Below are 23239 nucleotides of genomic sequence, written 5' to 3' on the forward strand. Positions count from 1 at the left end.
TCGTCCCACATTCAGCACGCCCCGAGGGCCGGATTCGACCGAAAGTCCGGGCGTGTCGCCGCCCGACCGAGCCAGGCAGTTCGTGCCGGCCGGAAGCACGGAGCGGTATCGCTAAGACGTTATAGCACAAGAACTTTAGATGAATATCATCGCATAAGGCCGAGCGTGGGAATCGTCTGTGCGTCCGATTCCGGTGGCCGCGCGCGCCCGCTGGGCGCCGGCGCTTCGGGAGTGTCGCGGGCAAGGGTGATCGAACCGGTCGACGACGGAAAACTAGAACACGATCTAGTCAAATCCGGCACGCGTTCCACAACCCCTCCACCGTCACCCGGCCCCGCTCCGCAGCTGTTCAGTTGCCTTCAGTATCGCCCATCGCGGACGCATTACCTGCGGAAACGATACGCAAACCCGCTTCGTGTCGATTCTTCGCCCCGCGGGACGCGGATCAGCCCAGTTCGCGCAGCGCCGCGGAGGCCGAGAACATCGCGGCCGGATCCCGGTCCCCGAAGTAGGTTCCGAGCTCCGCGGCGAGCGCATCGGGCGTCCACCGGCCGTCCGCGGCGTCGAAGCGCCGCTCCACGACCGGGGCTGCCATCAACGCCACCATCGGGCCGTAGACGACGAAGACCTGACCGTTCACGGAGTCGGCGGCGGGAGATGCGAGGTAAGCGACCAGCGCGGCGACATGCTCGGGCGACAACGGATCGACCCCCTCCGCGGGGGCCTCCCCGAAGACGTTCTCGGTCATCGACGTGCGGGCCCGAGGGCAGATCGCGTTGGCCCGGACGCCGTACCGGGAGAGTCCTCGGGCGGCGGACAGGGTGAGCGCGGTGATGCCCGCCTTGGCGGCGCCGTAATTCGCCTGCCCCTCGGGGCCGAGGAGCCCCGCCTCGGACGAGGTGTTGACGATGCGCCCGTACACGGGCGCGCCGGCCTCCTTCGACTTGCCCCGCCAGTACGACGCGGCGGAACGGCACAGCAGGAAGTGGCCGCGCAGATGAACTTTCAGCACCAGGTCCCAGTCCTCGTCGGACATGTTGAACAGCATGCGATCCCGCGTGATGCCCGCATTGTTCACGAGGATGTCGAGGCTGCCGAGCCGGCTCTGCGCCGCCTCCATGATCGCGTCGGCGGTAGACCGTTCCCCGATGTCCCCTGCCACGAACTCGACCTTCGCGCCCAGGCCCCGGATCTCCTCCAGGGTCGCCTCGACCGCCTCGTTCGCGGCCAGGTCGTTGACGACGACGGACGCACCCGCGCGGGCCAGTGCGATCGCCTCGAACTTCCCGAGGCCGGATCCGGCACCGGTCACGACAGCAACCTTGCCGTCCAAGTTCACTTCGCGGTCAGCCACAGCATTCATGAACACGCTCTCCTGGTTCTGTGCGCTCGCCGGAGGTCGTGAACCACGGCGCGGCGGTAGGTCGACGTCACTGTAGAACGTGTTCTCATTCCGGGCAACAATCCTCAGGGGTGCTCGGTGAGCGCTGCCCTCGGACACTGGGCGATCGCCGTACGCACGTCTTCCTCCCGGTCAGCGGGAGGAACGGCACTCGTGATGTGCAGCTGATCGTCGTCGTCGAGCTCGAAGATGTCGGGTGCGATCCCCACGCACACACCATTGGCCTCACAACGGTCGAAATCGACTCTGACCTCCATGGCAACCCTCACTTCATCTCGTCTCGTCACTCATGGATCCGGGTGCGGCCAGGCTGTGGCGCACGCCGTTCCTGCGATAACACTAGAACCTGTTCCAGTCGTGTGCAATGATTCGTTCCACGACTGCGGGCACGCCCACCGGGCACGCTCCGGGGCCGGCCCGAGCCGACTCCGCCGATGCACCGCAGAGACTGGAACCTGTGCCAGATTTCAGCTGATTTCGCTCTCGGACCGGAGAGGTATTTCGATGCACATCACGTACACACCGCAGCAGCAACAGCTGCGGGAAGAGCTGCGCGCGTACTTCGCGAAGCTGATGACGCCGGAGCGTCGAGAGGCACTGGCCGCCACCACCGGCGAATACGGCGAAGGCAACGTCTACCGTGACGTCGTCGCCCAGATGGGCAGGGACGGCTGGCTGACACTCGGGTGGCCCAGGGAGTACGGCGGCCAGGAACGATCCGCCATGGAACAGCTGATCTTCACCGACGAGGCGGCCATCGCAGGCGCGCCCGTCCCCTTCCTCACCATCAACTCGGTGGCGCCGACGATCATGCACTTCGGCACCCCCGAGCAGAAATCGTTCTTCCTTCCCAAGATCTCGGCCGGCGAACTGCACTTCTCCATCGGCTACTCCGAGCCCGAAGCGGGCACCGACCTCGCCAGCCTCCGCACCACCGCGGTCAAGGACGGCGACGACTACGTCATCAACGGCCAGAAGATGTGGACGAGCCTGATCGCGTACGCCGACTACGTGTGGCTCGCATGCCGCACCGACCCCGGCGCGAAGAAGCACAAGGGCATCAGCATGCTGATCGTCCCGACCACCGCCGAAGGCTTCTCGTACACCCCCGTCCACACGATGGCGGGACCGGACACCAGCGCCACCTACTACCAGGACGTCCGGGTGCCCTCGTCCGCGCTCGTCGGCCCCGAACACGGCGGCTGGGCGCTGATCACCAACCAGCTCAACCACGAACGCGTCGCCCTGACGTCCGCCGGGCCGGTCCTCACCGCCCAGCGGGAGGTGCGCGAATGGGCGCAGAACACCAAGCTGCCGGACGGCCGCCGCGTCATCGACCAGGAGTGGGTGCAGATCAATCTCGCACGCGTCCACGCGAAGGCCGAGTACCTAAAACTCATGAACTGGGAGATCGCTTCCTCCACCGATCAGGCTCCCGGCCCCGAGGCGGCGTCGGCGAACAAGGTGTACGGCACGGAGTTCGCCACCGAGGCGTACCGGCTGCTGATGGAGATCCTCGGACCGTCGGCCACGCTGCGGCAGAACTCCCCCGGCGTCCTGCTGCGCGGGCGGCTCGAGCGGATGCACCGGTCGTCGCTGATCCTCACGTTCGGCGGCGGAACCAACGAGGTGCAGCGCGACATCATCGCCATGACCGCCCTCGGCCTGCCCCCCGCGAAGCGTTAGGACTACCACCATGGACTTCACTCCCACCGAGGCCCAGCAGGATCTTGCCGGGCTCACCCGAGGAATCGTCTCGGATCTCGTCACCAACGACCGGTTGCGCGAACTCGACGCGGCGGAGGACCGTCTCGATCGCCGGCTGTGGTCCGCGCTCGCGTCGTCGGACGTCCTCAGTGCCGCGCTGCCGGAATCGGTGGGCGGCGACGGTTTCGGCGTCCTCGAGCAGTGCAGCATCCTCGTCGAACTGGGCCGGGCCGTGGCGGCGGTCCCCTACCTGTCGTCGATCGTGATGGCGGCCGGGGCGATCGCGCAATACGGAAGTGAACAGCAGCGTGCCGACTGGGGCACTCCGGCCGCGCGGGGCGAGAAGATCCTCACCGTGGCCCTCGACGAGGAACTGGGCGACAACCCGGCCGCGCCCACCACCCGTGCCGAACCCGGCGCGGACGGCTGGACGCTCGACGGCACCAAGATCGTGGTCGACGCGGCACCGTCCGCCGACCTCTTCCTGGTCCCGGCAACCACCCCGGACGGGGTCGCGGTGTTCCTCGTCCGCCCCGACGACGCCGGGGTGACCGTCACCCGCCAGCAGACCGTCGACCTGGCCAGTGTCGGTGAGGTGACCCTCCGCGGAGTGTCGCTGTCCGGGGACCGCCTGCTCGGCACCGTCGAGCAGGGCAGCGAGATCGTCGACTGGATCGTCGAGCGCGGCACGCTCGGCGCGTGCGCGTACCAGTACGGCGTCCTCGACGAATCCCTGAAACTCACCGCGGCCTACGCCCGGGAGCGGGTGCAGTTCGGCCGGCCCATCGGCAGCTTCCAGGCCGTGGCCCAGCGACTCGCCGACGGCTACATCGACGTGAAGGGCGTCCGGCTCACACTGTGGCAGGCGGCGTGGCGGCTCAGCGAGGGACTGCCCAGCGAAGGCGACGTCCAGACCGCCAACTTCTGGGCGTCCGACGCCGGACACCGGGTGTCGCACACCCTCGTCCACGTCCACGGCGGCGTCGGACTCGACGAGGACCACCCCGTGCACCGGTACTTCCTCGCCGCCAAGGCGCTCGAGTTCCGGCTCGGTTCGGCCACGCAGCAGTTGCGGGTCCTCGGCGCCGAACTGGCCACCGTCCCGGCATGACCGCCACGCTCGCCCGCACCGTGTCGGACCTGCTGCTCGGTGTCGCGGATTCCGGCGCACGGGGCCTGTACTTCGAGGACGGGTTCGTGTCGTGGTCCGAGCACGTGCGGGCGAGCCTGCGACGCGCCGCGATTCTCGACGACCTCCTCGACGCGCAGCGGCCCCGGCACTTCGGGGTCCTGATGGACAACGTCCCCGAGTTCTCCCTCCTGGCCGGGGCGGCGGCGCTGTCCGGCGCCGTGCTCGTGGGGCTCAACACCACTCGGCGCGGGGAGTCGCTGGCCCGCGACATCGCGCTGGCCGACTGCCAGGTGGTTTTCACCGAATCCGGCCGGTCCGCCCTGCTGGACGGCGTCGACCCCGGTGTTCCCGTCGTCGACGTGGATTCACCGGCATGGTCCGATCTGCTCGCCGAGGAACGCCCCGACTTCACGCCGAGGGCCGCCGCGCCCGAAGACCTGTTCATGCTCATCTTCACGTCGGGCACGAGCGGCGACCCGAAGGCGGTGCGGTGCACGCACGCGAAGATCACCGGACCCGGCGTCATGCTCGCCGAGCGTTTCGCGCTGTCCCCGGACGACGTCGTGTACATGTCGATGCCGATGTTCCATTCCAACGCCATGATGGCGGCGTGGTCCGTGGCGCTCGCGGGGCACAGCTCGATTGCGCTGCGGCGCAGGTTCTCCGCGTCGAACTTCCTGCCCGACGTGCGGAGGTTCGGCGTCACGTATGCCAACTACGTCGGGAAGCCGCTGTCGTATGTGCTGGCGAATCCCGAACGGCCCGACGACGCCGACAACACCCTGCGGGTGATGTACGGCAACGAGGGCTCCGCGCCCGCGGTCGCGGCGTTCGCGCGTCGCTTCGGCACCGAAGTGATCGACGGGTTCGGCTCCACCGAGGGCGGCATCGCCATCTCCTCGACACCGGAGGCGCCACCGGGTTCTCTGGGCAGGCTCCCCGAGGGTGTCGCGATCCTCGATCCAGACACCGGAGATCCTTGCCCGCCTGCCGAATTCGACACTGCCGACCGGGTGGTCAACGCGGAGGCCGCGACGGGTGAACTCGTCAACGTCGCGGGGTCGGGGGCGTTCGCGGGCTACTACAAGAACCCCGAGGCCGACGCCGAACGGATCCGCGACGGAAAGTACTGGAGCGGCGACCTCGCCTACCGGGACGCCGACGGGTTCGTCTACTTCGCCGGCCGCAGTTCCGGGTGGCTGCGCGTCGACGGCGAGAACCTCGGATCGGCACCCATCGAACGCATCCTCCTGCGGTACGACGGCTTCGCCCAGGTGACGGTGTACGGGGTACCCGACGTCGAGGTCGGGGACCGGGTGATGGCGGCCGTCGTGCCGACGCGGGATTTCGATCCCGTGGCGTTCGCGGCCTTCCTCGACGCGCAATCCGATCTGGGTCCGAAGCAGCGCCCGAGTCTGATCCGGGTGTGTGCGGAGTTCCCGCGGACGGCCACGTTCAAGGTGCTCACCCGCGTGCTGAGCGCCGAGGCCACGGGATGCACCGATCCGGTGTGGTTCCTCGCCGGGGACCGCTACTCCCCCAGGTGAGTGGCAAAGTGTGCTGGCGCACGCTTTGCCACTCACCTACCGGAAGCTGTCGAGGCGGGAGACCGCCGAGTCGAAGCCCTTGACCAGTTCGTCCATCACCTCGGCCACCGGCCGGATCTCGTTCATTCGCCCGACGATCTGCCCCACCGGCATCGCCACGACATCCGGGTTCTCGGACGCGGCGATCCGCTGATGTGCCTCGCTGACCAGCAGATTCTGCAGCGGCATCGGCAGCGGGGCCGGCGCGTCCGGCTTCGACCAGGCGTCGGTCCACTTGGTCTTGAGCAGGCGCGCGGGTTTGCCCGAGTAGATCCGGGACCGCACCGTGTCCGCCGACGTCGCCCCGAGGAGGGCGCGCTGGATCGCGGACGGTCCCTCCGCCGACGCGCTGCCCAGTTTGTACTCGGACGTGGTGAGCCAGTACGACCCCATCCACACCCCCTCCGCCCCCAGCGACAGCGCCGCGGCGACCTGGCGTCCGCTGCCGATGCCACCGGCCGCGAGTACGGCGGCGGAATCGCCGATGGCGTCGACGATCTCGGGAACCAGCACCATCGACGCGATCTCACCGGTGTGCCCACCGGCCTCGTACCCCTGCGCGATGACGATGTCGACACCGTTCGCGACGTGCCTGCGCGCGTGCTCCACGGCGCCGGCCAGCGCGGCCACCGGAACACCCTTCTCGTGGGCCTGGTCGATGACGTCCTTCGGGGGTGAGCCGAGAGCGTTGGCGATCAACGCAATTCGATGATTCAGAGCGACGTCCACGTGCGAACGCGCCACCGAATGCAGCCAGCCGAGCACACCGGTCGCGTGTTCGGCACCCGAATCCAGCGGCGGCACCCCGAGTTCGGACAGTGTGCGGTCGACGAACGCGCGGTGTTCCGCGGGGATCAGCGACTCCAGGTCCACCGACGTGCCCTCGGTGGGCACCTTCGCGGGCATCACGATGTCGACGCCGTACGGATTGCCGTCGGTGTTCTCGTCCATCCACGCCAGGACGGCCTCGAGTTCCTCGGGATCGTTGAACCGGACGCAGCCGAGCACTCCCAAACCGCCGGCCCGGGAGATCGCCGCCGCCACGTGTTCGGACGGTGTGAACCCGAAGACCGGGTACTCGATGCCGAACTTCTCGCTCAAACTCGTATGCATTTACGCGCCTTTACTTTCGGGCGAACCGTTGCCGTTGTGGTCGTCGGCCGGCCGGGTCTCGGTCTGTTCCTTCGCCCAGCGGTAGTCAGGCTTGCCCGCCGGCGAGCGCTTGATCTCCTCGACGAACCAGAGGCTGCGCGGAACCTTGTATCCCGCGATCTCCTTGCGTGCCGCGTCGGCGATCTCGTGCAGACTCGGGCGCGTCGCACCGCGGGTCTGGATGACGGCGGCCACCCGCTGGCCGAAACGTTCGTCGGGGATGCCGACCACCAGGGCGTCGAAGACGTCGGGATGCGACTTGAGTGCGCCCTCGACCTCCTCCGGGAAGATCTTCTCGCCGCCACTGTTGATGGACACCGAACCGCGGCCCAGCATCGTCACCGTGCCGTCCGCCTCCACCTGCGCGAAGTCGCCCGGGATGGAGTAGCGGATGCCGTTGATCTCCTTGAACGTGGCCTTGGTCTTCTCTTCGTCCTTGTAGTAGCCGATCGGGATGTGCCCCTTGCGCGCCAGGATGCCGACCACGCCGGAGCCGGGCTCCACCGGGTTGCCGTCCTCGCCGAGGACGGAGGTGGACGCGTCGATCTTCACCGTCGGGCCGCCACCGTGCGAGTCGCCCTTCGCGACCACGCTGAGGCCGCCGAAACCGGTCTCGGACGAACCGATGGAGTCGGTGATCATCCGATTGGGCAGCAGTTCGAGGTACTTCTCCTTGATGCTGGGCGAGAACAGCGCCGCCGAACTCGCCATCAGGAACAGCGAAGACAGGTCGTACGGTTCGCCGCTCGCCTCGTTGCCCTCCACCAGCGCGTCGAGCATCGGGCGCGCCATCGCGTCTCCGGTGATGAAGATCAGGTTGACCTTGTGCTCATCGACGATCCGCCACACGTCATGGCCGTCGAATTCGGGGTGCATGACACACTTTCCGCCGCCGAACAGACTCTGGAACACCGCCCACTGGCTGCCGCCGTGGATCATCGGCGGGATCGGAAAACGCGTCATGCCAGGGCTTTCCGCGCCCAGCTTCGCGAGATCCCACTCGTCCTCGACGTATTCACCGGTCATGAAGTTGATGCCGCCGCCGAGCACCCGCCAGACGTCCTCGTGACGCCACATGACGCCCTTCGGCTTTCCGGTGGTGCCACCGGTGTAGAGCATGTACAGGTCGTCGTTGCTGCGCTCGCCGAAGTCACGGTCCGGGGAACCCTGCGCGAGCGCCGCCTCGTATTCGACCCCCTCGTAGTCGAGATCGGTGCCGTCCTCGACCACGACGGTGGTCTTCAGGAGCGGCGTCTCGGGGAGCACGTTCGCCACCTTGTCGGAGTACCGACGTTCGTGAACGAGCGCGACCATGTCCGAATTGTCGAAGATGTATTGCAACTCGTTCTCGATGTAGCGGTAGTTGACGTTCACCATCACCGCACGGATCTTGAAAACCGCCACCATGGCCTCGATGGCCTCGATGCGGTTCCGGCAGTAGATGCCCACCTTGTCACCGGGCCGGACACCCCGTTCGCGCAGGTAGTGGCCGAGGCGATTGGCCCGCTCCTCCATCTGCGCGTACGTCACTTCCCGGTCGTCGGACACCAACGCGACGCGGTCCGGAACGAGGTCGATTGCGTGCTCTACGAGGTCTGCGATATTAAGGGCCACGTCAACAAAGTAGAACGTGTTACCGTTTCTGGCAAGACCCAATTTGAGAGCCAGCTCACACACCCTTCGGGAGACTTCAGTGTCCTCTACAACGACCGAGAAATCCGACATTTCGGCACAGTCGCCGCACTGCCTCGTCGAGAAACGCGGGCACGTCCTGATCGTCACGATGAACCGCCCCGAGGCGAAGAACGCGCTGTCCGGCGAAATGATGACGATCATGCGGGACGCGTGGGATCAGGTCGACTCCGACCCGGACATCCGGGTCGCCATCCTCACCGGCGCCGGCGGCGCCTTCTGCGCCGGCGCCGACCTCAAGGCCATGACTTCGCAGCACCCCGGCGACTCTTTCTCCGGCGGCGGCTGGGACCTGTCGAAGATCGAGGCGCTGCTGAAGGGCCGGCGTCTCACCAAACCCCTCATCGCCGCGGTCGAGGGTCCCGCCATCGCCGGCGGCACCGAAATCCTGCAGGGCACCGACATCCGCGTCGCCGGAGAGAGCGCCAAATTCGGTGTCTCCGAGGCAAAATGGGGACTCTTCCCCCTCGGCGGCTCCGCCGTCCGCCTGGTTCGGCAGATCCCGTACACCGTCGCAGCCGACATCCTGCTCACCGGACGTCACATCAAGGCCCCCGAAGCCAAGGAGATCGGTCTCATCGGGCACGTCGTCCCCGACGGCCAGGCCCTCGACAAGGCCCTCGAACTCGCCGACCTCATCTCCGCCAACGGCCCCCTCGCCGTCCAGGCCATCCTGAAGACCATCCGCGACACCGAAGGCATGCACGAGGAAGAGGCCTTCCAGATCGACGCCGCCCTCGGCACCGAGGTCTTCAAGAGCGCCGACGCGAAGGAAGGTCCCCGCGCCTTCTCCGAAAAGCGGGCGCCGAAGTTCGAGGGCCGCTGACTCTCGACCCCTTCCCGCCGGGCGAATGTACCTTTCAGCGCATCTGAGGCGCCGAGAGGTACATTCGCCCAGCGTGTGAGGGTTATCCACAGCCCCTAGTTATCCACAGGCCACACCAAAACGCCTGGTGACCGGGACTGCCGCCGACGGCGGGTGGGCCATGATCGACTCCATGCGACGCGGAGAGTGGGGGCATCGCCTCGAAGACCTGTACGGAGTGAGCCGGTCCGGAATCATCCGCACCGCCGAGTTGAGGCGGTGGGGTGTGTCGAATTCGGCGATCGACGCTCGATGCCGTCCGGGCGGGCCGTGGCAACGCCTCCTTCCGGGTGTCGTGATGCTCGGTAACGGCCACCCGACCGCGCGTCAGCGTGCAGTGGCCGCGATCGTGCTCAGCGGTGAGAACGCCGTCCTCACCGGTCGTGCCGCGCTGCACGAGTACGGCTACGGAACGTCCTACTCCGGCGATGCCCACGTCCTGATCGCCACGCACCGGCGCGTACAGTCCACGGGATTCGTTCTCGTCGAACGTACGACACGGTTGCCGGCACCGGTGACACGCAACGGTCTTCCCTGCGCACCGCTACCGCGCGCATTACTCGACGCGGCGCGACGGTGCCGCACCCTCGACAGCGCCCGATCCCTCATCGCCGAGGTCGTCCAGCGGGGCGAGGTGAGCGTCGCCGAGCTGATCGCGGAGTTGGACTCGGGCAGCGGCCGAGGCGCAGCACTCCCCCGCGCCGTACTGCGCGAGGTGAGCGCCGACGTCCACTCGGTGTCCGAGGCCGAGGCCCGCAGACTGTGGCTGCGGAGCGGACTACCCCCAATGGTCTTCAACCGCAGGATCGTCGACGCCGCCGGGCAGTTCATCGCCATGCCGGACGGCTGGATCGACGAGGTCGCGTTCGCGTGGGACATCGACTCTCTCGACTGGCATCTGGCACCCAAGGCGTACAAGTCGACCGTCGAGCGCCGCACCCGGATGCAGAACCACGGCATCATCGTCCTTCCGACGCTGCCGAGCGCTGTCCGCGACGACCCCGACCGCGTGATCACCGACCTCCGGTCGCACTACGAACTGGCGTCGTCCCGCCCCCGGCCGGAGGTCCGGATGCTCGACGCGCGCGGGTGAACGTACCTTTCAGCGCCTCAGATGCGCCGAAAGGTACATTCGCCCGGCGCGCGGGAGTCAGCCGAGGACCGCGGAGGACAGTTCGCGGACGTGGTCGGCGTCGCGGCAGGAGACGAGGAGCATGGTGACGCCGGCGTCGGCCCAGCGTTTGACGTCGGCGCGGACTTCGTCGACGTTGCCGATGATCATGGTTTCGGTGACCATCTCGTCGGGGACGACGGCGGCGGCGTCGTCTTTGCGGCCTGCGCGGAAGAGGCGCCCGATTTCTTCGACCTGCTCGCCGTAGCCCATGCGGGTGTAGACCTGGGCGTGGAAGTTGAGTTCGGGGGCGCCCATGCCGCCGACGTACAGGGCGGTGACGGGTTTGAGGCCGGCGATGGCGGCGTCCCGGTCGTCGGTGACGATGACTTGGCAGGTGGCCGCGACTTCGAAGTCCTCGCGGCTGCGTCGGGCCCCGGGGCGGGCGAAGCCTTCGTCGAGCCATTCGTTGTACATGGGGGCGAGGCGGGGTGAGTAATAGATGGCGAGCCAGCCGTCGGCGATCTCGGCGGCGAGTGCGACGTTCTTGGGACCTTCGGCGCCGAGCCAGATCGGGATGTCGGGGCGGAGTGGGTGGGTGATGGGTTTGAGGGGCTTGCCGAGGCCGGTGCTGCCGGGACCGGTGTAGGGAAGGGGAAAGTGCGGGCCGTCGCTGGTGACGGGTTCCTGCCGCGACAGCACCTTGCGGACGATGGAGACGTATTCGCGGGTGCGGGCGAGCGGTTTGGTGAACGGCTGCCCGTACCAGCCTTCGACGACCTGCGGTCCGGAGACGCCGAGGCCGAGGATGGCCCGGCCGCCGCTGAGGTGGTCGAGGGTGAGGGCGTGCATGGCGGTGCTGGTGGGTGTGCGCGCCGAGATCTGGACGACGGACGTGCCGAGCCGGACGCGTTCGGTCCTCGAACCCCACCAGGCGAGTGGGGTGAAGGCGTCGGATCCCCACGATTCGGCGGCGAAGACGGCGTCGAATCCCTCGGCTTCGGCGGCGGCGATCAACTCCGGAGCATTCGCAGGCGGTTGTGCGCCCCAGTATCCCAGTTGCAACCCGAGCTTCATCGTGTGCCTCCGCATCGACCGTCGTCAGAAGTGACCCTTGCCACAAACACTAGAACCTGTTCTACTCGAAGTTGTGAGCATGGGAAAGAGCGCGGTGGCCGAAAAATTCTCGAACGAACCGTTGAGCGCCCCGCTGAAACTTCAATTCGACTACACCCGATCGGTGGGCCCGACCGTCGGAGCCTTCGTGACCGCGCTGCGCGACCGCAAGGTCATCGGCGCCCGCGGCTCGGACGGACGCGTCTACGTCCCACCGCCCGAATTCGACCCGAACACCGCCGAACCCCTCACCGATTTCGTCGGGGTCTCCGACGCCGGGACCGTGGTGAGCTGGACGTGGATGCCGGAACCGATTGCCGGACAGCCACTCACCACCCCGTTCGCGTGGGCGCTGATCAAGCTGGACGGCGCCGACACGTCGCTGGTGCACGCCGTGGACGTCGCCTCCCCCGCCGGGATGAGCACCGGCATGCGGGTGCGGGCGCGGTGGGCGCAGGAACGCGTCGGGCGGATCCAGGACATCGCGTGCTTCGAACCCGGGGAGTCGACCGGCGAATCCGGACCGTCGTCGGAGTCGGAACCGGTCACGATGGTCACGACGCCGATCGACCTCGACTATATGCACTCCGCGTCCGCCGAGGAGAGCTTCTACCTCCGAGGGCTGAAGGAGGGCAAGCTGATCGGTGGCCGCACCGGACCGGGCGGCAAGGTGTACATCCCGCCGCGCAGCGCCAACCCCACCGACGGCATCCCGACGAAGGAGCAGGTGGAACTGCCGGACCGGGGCATCGTCACGACGTTCTGCATCGTGAACGTCCCCTTTCTCGGGCAGCGGATCAAGCCGCCGTACGTCGCCGCCTACGTGCTGCTCGACGGCGCCGACATCGCGTTCCTGCACCTGATCCTCGACTGCGACGCCGCCAACGTCCGGATGGGCATGCGTGTGGAGGCCAAGTGGAAACCGCGCGAGGAGTGGGATTACACGCTCGAGAACATCGAGTACTTCAGGCCGACGGGCGAGCCCGACGCCGAGTACGACACCTACAAACACCACCTGTAAGGGCGCGGCACAATGACAGATATCGCAGTCGTCGGGTTCGCGCACGCACCGCACGTGCGTGAGACCTCCGGCACCACCAACGGCGTCGAAATGCTGGTTCCCTGCTTCCAGCAGCTGTACGAGGAACTGGGAATCACGAAGTCCGACATCGGCTTCTGGTGCTCGGGCTCCTCGGACTACCTGGCCGGCCGTTCGTTCTCCTTCATCTCGGCCGTCGACTCGATCGGGGCGGTACCGCCGATCAACGAGTCGCACGTCGAGATGGACGCGGCCTGGGCGTTCTACGAGGCCTGGATCAAGATCATGACCGGCGAGGTCGACACCGCCCTGGTCTACGGCTTCGGCAAGTCGTCGGCGGGCAATCTCCGCAAGATCCTCTCGATGCAACTCGACCCCTACCTGGTCGCGCCGCTTGCCCTCGACTCGGTGTCGCTCGCCGGACTGCAGGCGCGCCTCGGACTCGACGCCGGGAAGTGGACGTCCGAGGAGATGGCGGCGGTGGCCGCGCGCAGCCGGGCCGCGGCCGAGAGCAACCCGAACACCCAGTTGTCGGGGCACGTCGACATCAACGAACTGCTCGCGAGCCCGTTCGTCGCGGATCCGTTGCGCGCCCACGACTGCGCTCCGATCACCGACGGTGCCGCGGCGGTCGTGCTCGCGGCCGGCGACCGCGCGCGTGAACTGTGCGAGCGACCTGCGTGGATCACCGGGGTCGACCACCGGATCGATTCGCCCGGCTTCGGAGCCCGCGACCTCACGGTGTCGCCGTCGACGACGGCCGCGGCCCGCGCCGCCACCGGCGGGGACGTCGGCGGTATCGACGTGGCCGAACTGCACGGACCGTTCACCCATCAGGAACTGATCCTCCGTGAGGCCATCGGACTGTCCGATGCGACGACGATCAACCCGTCGGGTGGCCCGCTGAGCGGGAATCCGATGTTCTCGGCGGGTCTGGAACGCATAGGTTACGCAGCCAAGGCCATCATGGACGGCAACGCCGGGCGCACGCTGGCGCACGCCACGAGTGGCGCTGTGCTGCAACAGAATCTGGTCGCAGTCTTGGAGGGACGCAACTGATGGCGAATCAATTGGCCGCCGTACTGGGCACCGGTCAGACCCATTACGTGGCGAAACGGCACGACGTGTCCATGGCTGGACTGGTGCGCGAGGCGATCGACCGCGCGATGGAAGACGCGCGGGTGGGCTGGGAAGACATCGACGCCGTCGTGATCGGCAAGGCCCCCGACCTTTTCGAGGGGTCGATGATGCCGGAACTCGCAATGTCGGATGCACTGGGCGCCAACGGCAAACCGCTGCTGCGTGTGCACACCGCGGGCTCGGTCGGCGGTTCGACCGCGTGCGTGGCGGCGAGCCTCGTGAAGTCGGGGGTGCACAAGCGGGTGCTCACGGTGGCGTGGGAGAAGCAGTCCGAGTCGAACGCCATGTGGGCGCTGTCCACCCCGATTCCGTTCCACATGCCGGTCGGCGCAGGCGCGGGCGGATACTTCGCGCCGCACGTCCGCTCGTACATCCGACGGTCCGGCGCACCCGATCACATCGGCGCGATGGTGGCGGTGAAGGACCGGCTGAACGGCAGCCTCAACCCGTACGCCCACCTCAAGCAGCCCGACATCACCCTCGAATCGGTGCAGGCCTCGCAGATGCTGTGGGATCCCATCCGCTACGACGAGACGTGTCCGTCCTCGGACGGCGCCTGCGCTCTGGTGATCGGCAACGAGGAGGCCGCCGAGCAGGTCGTCGCGGACGGTCGTGAGGTGGCGTGGATTCACGCGACCGCGATGCGCACCGAGCCCACCACGTTCGCCGGACGCGACCAGGTGAATCCGCAGGCCGGACGGGACGCGTCGGCCGCGCTGTGGAAGGCCGCGGGCATCAAGGATCCGCTCGACGAGATCGACGTCGCCGAAATCTACGTCCCCTTCTCCTGGTTCGAACCGATGTGGCTCGAGAATCTGGGCTTCGTCGCCGAGGGCGAGGGCTGGAAACTCACCGAGGCCGGCGAGACGGCCATCGGCGGCCGGCTCCCCCTCAACGCGTCCGGCGGCGTCCTGTCGTCCAACCCGATCGGCGCCTCCGGGATGATCCGGTTCGCCGAGGCGGCGATGCAGGTGATGCACCGCGCCGGCGACCACCAGGTGAAGGACGCACGCAAGGCACTCGGCCACGCCTACGGCGGCGGTTCGCAGTACTTCTCGATGTGGGTGGTCGGTTCCGACCGGCCGAACAACTAGTAGTAGGGACGTCACCAGTGAAATTCACCGTCGGCATCGCCATGAATCCCCTCGATCAGTTGCCGGCTCTCGCGAAAACAGCCGAGGAGTGCGGGTTCTCGTCGATCGCACTCCCCGACTCGCTGTTCTTCATGGAGAAGCAGAGCGCCGACTACCCGTACACACCGGACGGATCCCGGATGTGGACCGAGGAGACGCCGTGGGTGGATCCGCTGATCGCGGCGGCCGCGATGGGCGCGGTGACGTCGAAGATCGAGTTCTACACCCAGGTCCTCAAGCTGGGGTCCCGCAATCCGGTGCTCCTGGCCCGCCAGGTGGGGTCGGTGGCCAACCTGATCGGCAACCGGTTCGGATTCGGTGTCGGGATCGGCTGGGCACCGGAGGAATTCGAATGGTGCGGGGTGCCGTACGCGAAGCGCGGGGCACGCGTCGACGAGATGATCGACGTCATCAAGCTGATCCTCGGCGGCGGGATGGTCGAGTATCACGGCGAGTTCTACGACTTCGACCGCCTGCAGATGAGCCCGGCCCCGACGAAGCCGGTGCCGTTCTACGTCGGCGGACACACCGATGTGGCCCTGCGACGCGCAGCCCGGGTCGGCGACGGCTGGACGTCGGCGATGATCAAGTTCGACGATCTCGTCCAGGTCATCGCGCGACTGCGGGAACTGCGGGAAGAGTACGGCCGCGCCGAGCTGCCGTACGAGATCCAGACCGTCTGCATCGACCGTTTCGGCAAGGACGGTTACGCCGAACTGGCCGATGCCGGGGTGACCGACACGATCGTCGTCCCGTGGGTGTTCGACGGCATCGGCTTCGACGGACCCCTGGACGCCAAGCAGGAGTCGCTGCGCAAGTTCGCCGACCAGTACATCGGATAGGAGTGTGGACATGACGACGACCGACCATCCCGCCCGACTCGCCGGACAGGCGTCCCGCGCGGCGGCCAGCGGCAGACGCAAGGACGAGTGGCTGGCCCTGTTCGCCGAGGACGCGTGTGTCGAAGATCCGGTCGGCCCTTCGGGTTTCGACCCCGAGGGGAAGGGTCATCACGGCCTCGACGCGATCTCCCGGTTCTACGACATGACGATCGCGACCACCGAATCGCTCGAATTCCTCATCACCGATTCATTGGTGTGCGGCAACGAGAACGTGAACATCGGGACCATCCGGTCCACGGTGGCGGGATCGCAGATCGACGCCGAGGGCGTGTTCGTCTACCGCGTGAACGACGAAGGCAAGATCACGTCGCTGCGGGCCTTCTGGGAGGTCGAGCGGGCGATGAAGACACTGCGCAAGGCCTGAGGGTTCGGGTCACCCCGCGGTCTCGTCGACGTGCCGCAGGAAGAGGACGGCGTCGAGTTCGCCGAGGCACGCGGGGTCCAGCGGGAAGTACGTGGAGTTGCCCGACGCGTCGGCGCGCTTCTCCGCGCCGCGGACGGCGTCCGCCACCGGCGCGGCGGGCACGAGACAACTCTCGCCGACCGCGAAGAGCCGATCCTCGAGGGTGCCCGGTGGCGGCTGTCCGATGCCGTGGCCGGGCGCCTCACCGACGGCGGAACCGATGACCGTGTAGGCGTCGCCGAACCGCAGGTCCAGGTGGGCGCCTGCGCACGACCACTGCAGGTGCATTCCGGCGAGATCCCAGTGGGTTTCGCCCTTCAGCAGGTGGCCGTTGTGGGCGAAGACGAACGTCGGGCCCCGATCGGCCTCACGCCGCGCCAGCGCGGACAGGTTGTCCGCCATGAGGGTGTCGCGGATACCCAGGAGCCTCGCGATGCGGCGTGGGGAGTTCTCCGCCATTCCGGCGTGATAGCTGAGTAGGCGGGTCGCGACGCGGCCGTGCAGTTCGGCCTCCCACCATGCGTCTCGGGTGCCCGCGGCGACGAGACGAGGCGCTTCCGACGCCAGCAGCGTCATCAGGTCGTCGGCGATTAGACGCAACTGTCCGGCCTCGGCGGTGGCACCGACGGATCGGGTCGGGTCCATCGCGACGGCCGGGTCGCTCCACCGGGCGTCGTCCCCGATCAGCGCGGAGATCCGGTCCGGAGTGCAGGGCAGGTCCCGCTCGTCGAGGTGGGTCCGCAGGTAGGAGTCGAGGAAGGTCAGGGCCTGTCGGGGACTGTCGGCGGACGTCATCTCGATGGGGGCGTCGAAACCGGAGAACCGCACGTGCTCGCCCGGTTCGCGTCGGCTGTTGTAGTCGGCCATCCACCCGACCAGGTCGCGGTTGGCCCGGGACTCGCCGAAGCCGTGGCTGAAACCCTGGGCCATGACGTCGTCGAGGGGCAGGCCGTTCGCGCCCCGCACGAAGGAGTCGACGAGTATCCCCTTCAGGCAACTGCTTTCGACGGCGAGGGAGCGGTAGCCCTCGTGTTCGACGAGGTACCGGAACATCTGGTTGCGGAGCAGCAGAAAGCTCTCCTCCCCGTGCATGGGCTCGCCGAAACCGAGCAGGCGGGGCGCCGTGTCCAGGCGGCGAAGGAACGCGCCGAGGGCGGCGGTGACGCTCGGATCGCCCGGCGCCGAGAAACCGGCACCCGAGTCTTCGACGACGGCCCGCACGCTCATGGTGGCTCACCTTCCCTCGGACACCACGCCGGCGAAAGGGAACAGCGGCGTCGGAGAGGATGAGGGTGCCCTCCGACGCCGCTGAATCAGGGGGGTCAGTGTCTGACCGGGCAATCGCCTGACGCAGTCTTGTAATCGACCTGAAACTCCTTGATACCGTTGAGCCAGCCCGAGCGCAACCGCCGCGGATCTCCCAGCTTACTGATAGCGGGCAGGTGGTCCGCAATCGCATTGAAGATCAAGTCGATCTCGAGGCGCGCGAGGTTGGCTCCGAGGCAGAAGTGCGCGCCCGTGCCGCCGAATCCGACGTGCGGGTTGTTCTCCCGCAGGATGTCGAACGTCTCGGGATTCTCGAACGCGTCCTCGTCGAAATTGGCCGAGCCGTACAGCATCACGACCCGCTGACCCTTCTTGATGTGCACGCCGCCGAGCTCGGTGTCTTCGAGCGCGGTGCGCTGGAACGAGTTGACCGGGGTCGCCCACCGGACGATCTCGTCCGCCGCCGTCTTGGGTCTCTCCTTCTTGTAGAGCTCCCACTGATCGGGATGGTCGAGGAACGCCATCATGCCGTGCGTGATGGCATTGCGGGTGGTCTCGTTTCCGGCGACGGCCAGCAGGATCACGAAGAAGCCGAATTCCTCGGGAGAGAGCTCATTTCCATCGATGTCCGCTTCGATCAGCGTCGTGACGATGTCGTCGGCGGGGCACTTCTTGCGCTCGTCCGCCATCTGGTACGCGTAGCCGAGGATCTCCATCGACGCGGCGTTCGGGTCGATGTCCAGTTCGGGGTCGTCGTAGCCCGTCATCTGGTTCGACCAGTCGAATACCTTCTGGCGATCCTCCTGCGGCACGCCGAGCAGTTCGGCGATCGCCTGCAGTGGAAGCTCACATGCCACCTGGGTGACGAAGTCGCCGGCCCCCGAGTCGGCGGCGGCCTTCACGATCCGCTCGGCGCGTTCGGTGAGTTCTTCGCGCAGGCTGTTGATCGCGCGCGGCGTGAAGCCGCGGGAGACGAGTTTGCGGAGTTTCGTGTGCTCGGGAGCGTCCTTGTTGATGAGGATGAAACGCTGCATCTCGATGTTTTCGCGCGGGATGTCGTCGGCGAAGCGCACGATCGCGGTGTTCTCGTGGGTGGAGAAGACGTCGCTGCGCCGCGACACCTCCTTGACGTCCTCGAGCTTGCTGACGACCCAGTAGCCGTCGTCGTGGAAGCCACCGATCTCCGGCGGCTGCGGGTTCCACCAGATCGGCGCAGTCTTCCGCAGTTCGGCGAACTCCTGGTAGGGGATGCGTTCTGCGTAGATGTCCGGGTCGGTGAAGTCGAAACCCTCTGGAAGATTGGGCTGCGCCACTGCTGTCTCCTGCCCTAAGCCATACACCACTCAGTGATGTGGAACACGTTCTACTAGCATTGAAGCACAAGCCGGGCGACTAGCAAAGGAAAGCTCATTCAGACCTTGCCCGGATAGCAGAACCTGTTCTATTTTCTGAGGACAAGGAAAGGAGCCCGCCGTGGGCACACCCGTCATCGTCGAGGCAGTTCGCACCCCCATCGGAAAGCGCGGTGGCTGGCTGTCCGGATTGCACGCCGCCAAGATCCTCGGCGCCGCTCAGCGGGGCATCCTCGACCGCGCCGGCATCGACCCCGAACTGGTGGAGCAAGTGATCGGTGGTTGCGTCACCCAGGCCGGCGCGCAATCGAACAACATCACCCGAACCGCATGGCTGCACGCCGGACTGCCCTGGCAGGTCGGCGCCACCACCATCGACTGCCAGTGCGGCTCCGCGCAGCAGGCCAACCATCTGATCGCGGGCCTGATCGCCACGGACGCTATCGACGTCGGAATCGCCTGCGGCATCGAGGCCATGAGCCAGGTGCCGCTCGGGGCGAACGTCGGGGAGAACGCCGGCCCGCGCAGGCCCGCCGACTGGGACATCGACATGCCCAATCAGTTCGAGGCCGCGGAGCGCATCGCCCGCCGCCGCGGAATCACCCGCGCCGACGTCGAAGCCCTCGGAGTGCGGTCGCAGGCCCGCGCCAAGCAGGCGTGGGACGAAGGACGTTTCGACCGGGAGGTGCTGCAGGTGACGGCACCCGTCGTCGACAAGGACGGCAACCTCACCGGTGAGACCCGGGTCGTGACCCGCGATCAGGGTCTACGCGACACCACCGCGGAGTCGCTCGCCAAGCTGAAGCCCGTCCTCGAGGGCGGCATCCACACGGCGGGCACCTCCTCGCAGATCTCCGACGGTGCCGCCGCCGTCATGCTGATGGACGAGGCCAGGGCGCGCGCCCTCGGCCTGAAACCGCGGGCCCGCATCGTCTCCCAGGCGCTCGTCGGTTCCGAACCCGAATTCCACCTCGACGGACCCGTCCAGGCCACGGCACGCGTCCTCGAACGCAGCGGCATGAAGATCGGCGACCTCGACCTGTTCGAGGTGAACGAGGCCTTCGCGTCGGTCCTGCTGTCGTGGGCGTCGGTGCACGAACCCGACATGGACAGAGTGAACGTCAACGGCGGCGCGCTCGCGCTCGGACATCCCGTGGGCAGCACCGGGTCCCGGCTCATCACGACGGCCCTGCACGAGCTCGAGCGCACCGACGGGTCGACGGCCCTGATCACGATGTGCGCCGGCGGCGCGCTCGCCACCGGCACCATCATCGAGCGGATCTAGGGCCACCCGATGAATGCGCCCGTCCCCGCCCGACCTGAGCCAAATTCCCCTCGCTCCGCTCGCCCGCCGGGCCTCGACTCGAAGTGGACGGCATCCTTCATCAAGTGGATGTCGAAGGTCAACGTCGTGCTGTACCGGCGGACGGGCGGGCGACTGGGCAGCAAGTGGCGGGTGGGCAGCGCGTTCCCCCGCGGGTTGCCCGTCTGCCTGCTCACCACCACCGGCCGCAAGAGCGGCGAACCCCGGATCAGCCCGCTGCTGTTCCTGGCGGACGGCGACCGCATCATCCTCGTCGCGTCGCAGGGCGGCCTCCCGAAGCACCCGATGTGGTACCTCAACCTGCGCGCGAACCCGCAGGTGACCGTTCAGGTGAAGTCGCGGGTCCGGCCGATGACCGCCCAGGTGGCAGACCCCGATGAACGCGCGCGACTGTGGCCTCGGCTCGTTGACATGTACGCGGACTTCGACAACTACCAGGCGTGGACGGACCGCACGATCCCCGTCGTCGTCTGCACTCCCCGCTAGCAGTTGTATGTACCGTCGGGTAACGCGTGCCATGTCGCAGGACATCTTGCAGTATTGACGCGTACGGACTTGTAGGACGGCCGAGGGCGAGGAATTGCAGATGAGTACACAGGTTCAAGATCGGATACACGACCGTCGAGAGCTCACCGCGGTCCTGCTGCGCGCACTCGAGCAGCGGCACGAGGTTCTCGACGCCATCGTCGACAGTGAGGACCACGCCGAGGCCCTCACCACCGTCGCCGGGCTCCTCGAGACGACCGAGGCGTACGCGGAAGCCGTCCTCAACCTGACGTTCCGCCGCCTCACGAAGGTCGAACGGCGCCGCATCCAGACGGAACTGAAGGACCTCGACGCCACGCTGGAGTGGACCGCGACGGACCGGCCGGCGAGCACCGGCCGGAACTTCCGCCTCCGCCCGTTCACCGAAACCGACGAGGACGCCGCCCTGTTCCGGCGCCGGTGCGTCGAGCAGGTCGACGACGCGGGCACGCAATGGTCCGAGGAGCGGGTCGAGAAGGAGCGCGCGGAGGGCCTGAGCCGGGTCGACGACGAGTCCGCCGCGTGGTTCGTGTGTGAGGACACCGCGGAGAACACGGCCGTCGGCATGGTGTTCGGCGAGTTGTCGGGACGCGAGGTCGACGTCGCGATCTGGATCTCCCCCGACGCCCGGAAGAAGGGTTACGGCACCGCGGCCGTGAAGCACAGCCGTCAGGAACTCGCCGCCGAGTTCCCGGGAACCGTCCTGGTCGTCCGCGCTCCCGCCTGACCCCCAGGTGAGTGGCGAAGCGTGCGGGAGCACACTTCGCCACTCACGTGCGGTGGTCGGGGTCGCGCTGTTTGGTGACGCCCTGGGCCCAGCGGTAGTCGGGTTTGCCGCTCGGTGTGCGCTGGACGGTGTCCTCCACCCACACCAGCCGCGGAATCTTGTAACCGGCCAGACTCTGCCGCACGTGGTCCTCGAGGCCGGCGAAGTCGACGCCCCGGCCGTCGCGCGCCTGCACGACCGCGGAGACCCGGTGCCCCCACCGTTCGTCGGGGACGCCGACCACGATGGCGTCGTAGACGTCGCGGTACGCCTTCACCGCGCTCTCGACCTCCTCGGCGAACACCTTCTCGCCGCCGGTGTTGATCACCATGTTGCCGCGACCGAGCAGGGTGATCGACCCGTCGGCCTCGATCCGCGCGCGATCGCCGGTGACGACCACCGGTTGTCCGTCGACCTCCCGGAAAATCTCCCGCGTCTTCTCCGGGTCGTTGTAGTACCCCAGCGGAACGTACCCACCCTTGGCGAACCAGCCGTCGATCCCGGAGCCGGGTTCGACGGGACGGCCCGCGTCGTCGATCACCAGCGCGTACCGCCCCGCCGGCACCCGGGGACCGCCCACCTGGGTCTCCCCCTTGGCCGCGAAACCGATTCCCCCGAAACCGGTCTCGGACGCACCGATCGAATCGGACACCAGCAGCCCCGGGAACGCCTCGAGGAACGCGTCCTTGACCACCGGGGAGAACAGCGCGGCGCCCGACGCGACGACACCGAGGCTCGACGTGTCGGTCCGGGCCGGGTCGAGGGCCTCGATCAGCGGCCGGCCCATCGCGTCGCCGGTGATGATGAGGATCTGCACCCGGTGCCGCTCGACGAGTTCCCACGTCCGGTCGGCGTCGAATTTCGATTCCAGCAGCACCGTGTTTCCGCTGAACAGCGCGGTGAACGTCGGCATCATCGCGGCGGCGTGGATCAGCGGCGGCAACGCGAACCACAGCGTCGGCTCCCCCTGCGCCCCGACCCGCGACTGCTGGTACTCGTCGTCGATCGCCTCACCGGTGTAGAAGTCGAGACCACCGCCGAGGACGCGCCAGATGGCCTCGTGGGTCCACACCACCCCCTTCGGACGTCCGGTGGTGCCGCCGGTGTACATCATGAACAGGTCTTCGGAACTGCGTTCGCCGAAGTCGCGGTCGCCGCTGCCGGACAGCGCCTCCTCGTACGGGACGGAGTCGCTGGGCAGACCGGCGCCGCCGAGATCGTCCTCGACGACGACGGTGTGCCGGATCCTCGGCAGCGAGGGCAGGACCTCCGCGATGCGTGGCGCGTAGACCCGATGGTGGACCACGGCGTCGAGTTCCGCGTTGCCGTACACGTAGGCGAGTTCGTCGCTGGTGTACCGGTAGTTGATGTTCACCGGCACCGCGCGAATCTTGTACGCCGCCAGCAGCGTCTCCATGGTCTCGATGGAGTTGTGCAGGTGCACGCCGATGTGCGAACCGGCGGTCAGTCCCGCGTCCAGGAAGTGGTGGGCCAGCCGGTTGGCCCGGTCCTCCAGTTCCCGGTACGTGACGCGGCGAGCGCCGCAGATCAGCGCCACCCGCTCCGGCATCACGTCGACGGAGTGCTCGAACAGGTCTGCCAGGTTGTAGGCCACGGGAGTGTCCT

At 67.5% G+C, this 23239-nt stretch carries 21 protein-coding genes; 13 read left to right on the plus strand and 8 right to left on the minus strand.

From position 1 onward, the window contains the following. Positions 1-445 precede the first annotated feature (445 nt). Both JWS13_RS18490 and JWS13_RS18495 read right to left on the minus strand, forming a co-directional pair. A complete protein-coding gene (locus JWS13_RS18490) occupies positions 446-1363 on the minus strand; it encodes a 3-oxoacyl-ACP reductase (protein ID WP_206006910.1) in 918 nt (305 codons plus the stop codon). Between the two features lie 104 nt (positions 1364-1467). After that, positions 1468-1659, minus strand: coding sequence for a ferredoxin (locus JWS13_RS18495; protein ID WP_072947890.1), 192 nt, complete (start codon positions 1657-1659; stop codon positions 1468-1470). Between the two features lie 247 nt (positions 1660-1906). On the opposite strand from JWS13_RS18495, the gene JWS13_RS18500 reads away from it, so the two are divergent. Genes JWS13_RS18500 through JWS13_RS18510 form a run of 3 tightly spaced genes read left to right on the plus strand, consistent with a single transcriptional unit; the run spans position 1907 to position 5788 of the window. Then, a complete protein-coding gene (locus tag JWS13_RS18500) occupies positions 1907-3088 on the plus strand; it encodes an acyl-CoA dehydrogenase family protein (RefSeq protein WP_206006911.1) in 1182 nt (393 codons plus the stop codon). 10 nt (positions 3089-3098) lie between these two features. Next, on the plus strand, positions 3099-4220 hold the full coding sequence (locus JWS13_RS18505) for an acyl-CoA dehydrogenase family protein (protein WP_206006912.1): 1122 nt from the start codon (positions 3099-3101) through the stop codon (positions 4218-4220). Further along, positions 4217-5788, plus strand: a complete 1572-nt coding sequence (locus JWS13_RS18510) for a long-chain-fatty-acid--CoA ligase (RefSeq protein ID WP_206006913.1) — start codon at positions 4217-4219, stop codon at positions 5786-5788. Before JWS13_RS18505 ends, JWS13_RS18510 begins: the two co-directional genes overlap by 4 nt. A gap of 36 nt (positions 5789-5824) precedes the next feature. On the opposite strand, the gene JWS13_RS18515 is transcribed toward JWS13_RS18510, so the two are convergent. Then, positions 5825-6940: an NAD(P)H-dependent flavin oxidoreductase gene (locus JWS13_RS18515; protein ID WP_206006914.1), complete on the minus strand. Its 1116-nt coding sequence runs from the start codon at positions 6938-6940 to the stop codon at positions 5825-5827. Further along, positions 6941-8593, minus strand: coding sequence for an acyl-CoA synthetase (locus JWS13_RS18520; protein WP_206011648.1), 1653 nt, complete (start codon positions 8591-8593; stop codon positions 6941-6943). 79 nt (positions 8594-8672) lie between these two features. Between JWS13_RS18520 and JWS13_RS18525 the strand changes: the two genes are divergently transcribed. Next, positions 8673-9497, plus strand: coding sequence for a crotonase/enoyl-CoA hydratase family protein (locus JWS13_RS18525; protein ID WP_206006915.1), 825 nt, complete (start codon positions 8673-8675; stop codon positions 9495-9497). Positions 9498-9669: 172 nt separating this feature from the next. Next, entirely contained in the window at positions 9670-10629 is a 960-nt protein-coding gene (locus tag JWS13_RS18530) for a hypothetical protein (RefSeq protein WP_206011649.1), read from the plus strand. A 57-nt stretch (positions 10630-10686) separates the two neighbouring features. On the opposite strand, the gene JWS13_RS18535 is transcribed toward JWS13_RS18530, so the two are convergent. Continuing rightward, positions 10687-11724: an LLM class F420-dependent oxidoreductase gene (locus tag JWS13_RS18535; RefSeq protein WP_206006916.1), complete on the minus strand. Its 1038-nt coding sequence runs from the start codon at positions 11722-11724 to the stop codon at positions 10687-10689. Positions 11725-11803: 79 nt separating this feature from the next. Between JWS13_RS18535 and JWS13_RS18540 the strand changes: the two genes are divergently transcribed. From JWS13_RS18540 to JWS13_RS18560, 5 genes are read left to right on the plus strand one after another with little or no spacing between them, the layout of a single operon-like run. Continuing rightward, positions 11804-12784 carry a Zn-ribbon domain-containing OB-fold protein gene (locus JWS13_RS18540; RefSeq protein ID WP_206011650.1) on the plus strand — a complete coding sequence of 327 codons (981 nt, stop codon included), beginning with the start codon at positions 11804-11806 and terminating at the stop codon, positions 12782-12784. Positions 12785-12796: 12 nt separating this feature from the next. After that, positions 12797-13861, plus strand: coding sequence for a thiolase domain-containing protein (locus JWS13_RS18545; RefSeq protein ID WP_206006917.1), 1065 nt, complete (start codon positions 12797-12799; stop codon positions 13859-13861). Beyond that, positions 13861-15036 carry a thiolase domain-containing protein gene (locus tag JWS13_RS18550; protein ID WP_206006918.1) on the plus strand — a complete coding sequence of 392 codons (1176 nt, stop codon included), beginning with the start codon at positions 13861-13863 and terminating at the stop codon, positions 15034-15036. The genes JWS13_RS18545 and JWS13_RS18550 overlap by 1 nt, the downstream gene beginning before the upstream one ends. Positions 15037-15053: 17 nt before the next feature. Continuing rightward, positions 15054-15917, plus strand: a complete 864-nt coding sequence (locus tag JWS13_RS18555; protein ID WP_206006919.1) for a TIGR03619 family F420-dependent LLM class oxidoreductase — start codon at positions 15054-15056, stop codon at positions 15915-15917. A gap of 10 nt (positions 15918-15927) precedes the next feature. After that, positions 15928-16341 (plus strand): nuclear transport factor 2 family protein, encoded by a 414-nt coding sequence (locus JWS13_RS18560; RefSeq protein ID WP_206006920.1) that lies wholly within the window; start codon positions 15928-15930, stop codon positions 16339-16341. 9 nt (positions 16342-16350) lie between these two features. Here the strand turns inward: JWS13_RS18560 and JWS13_RS18565 are convergent, their stop codons facing one another. Both JWS13_RS18565 and JWS13_RS18570 read right to left on the minus strand, forming a co-directional pair. Beyond that, the gene (locus JWS13_RS18565; protein WP_206006921.1) at positions 16351-17607 is read right to left on the minus strand and encodes an erythromycin esterase family protein; all 1257 of its coding nucleotides are present in this window, start codon (positions 17605-17607) and stop codon (positions 16351-16353) included. 95 nt (positions 17608-17702) lie between these two features. Continuing rightward, on the minus strand, positions 17703-18959 hold the full coding sequence (locus JWS13_RS18570; protein WP_206006922.1) for a cytochrome P450: 1257 nt from the start codon (positions 18957-18959) through the stop codon (positions 17703-17705). Positions 18960-19119: 160 nt separating this feature from the next. Between JWS13_RS18570 and JWS13_RS18575 the strand changes: the two genes are divergently transcribed. The 3 genes from JWS13_RS18575 (at position 19120) to JWS13_RS18585 (ending at position 21574) form a co-directional block, all read left to right on the plus strand. Further along, complete coding sequence (locus JWS13_RS18575) at positions 19120-20283, plus strand: steroid 3-ketoacyl-CoA thiolase (RefSeq protein WP_206006923.1); 1164 nt, start codon at positions 19120-19122, stop codon at positions 20281-20283. 9 nt (positions 20284-20292) lie between these two features. Next, complete coding sequence (locus JWS13_RS18580) at positions 20293-20808, plus strand: nitroreductase family deazaflavin-dependent oxidoreductase (RefSeq protein ID WP_275957303.1); 516 nt, start codon at positions 20293-20295, stop codon at positions 20806-20808. A gap of 100 nt (positions 20809-20908) precedes the next feature. Next, positions 20909-21574, plus strand: a complete 666-nt coding sequence (locus JWS13_RS18585) for a GNAT family N-acetyltransferase (RefSeq protein ID WP_124393257.1) — start codon at positions 20909-20911, stop codon at positions 21572-21574. 43 nt (positions 21575-21617) lie between these two features. Here JWS13_RS18585 and JWS13_RS18590 read toward each other — a convergent pair whose 3' ends face one another. Further along, the gene (locus JWS13_RS18590; RefSeq protein WP_206006925.1) at positions 21618-23228 is read right to left on the minus strand and encodes an acyl-CoA synthetase; all 1611 of its coding nucleotides are present in this window, start codon (positions 23226-23228) and stop codon (positions 21618-21620) included. Positions 23229-23239: the final 11 nt, after the last annotated feature.

Origin of the sequence: Rhodococcus pseudokoreensis (assembly GCF_017068395.1) — a bacterium.
Lineage (GTDB): Bacteria > Actinomycetota > Actinomycetes > Mycobacteriales > Mycobacteriaceae > Rhodococcus_F > Rhodococcus_F pseudokoreensis.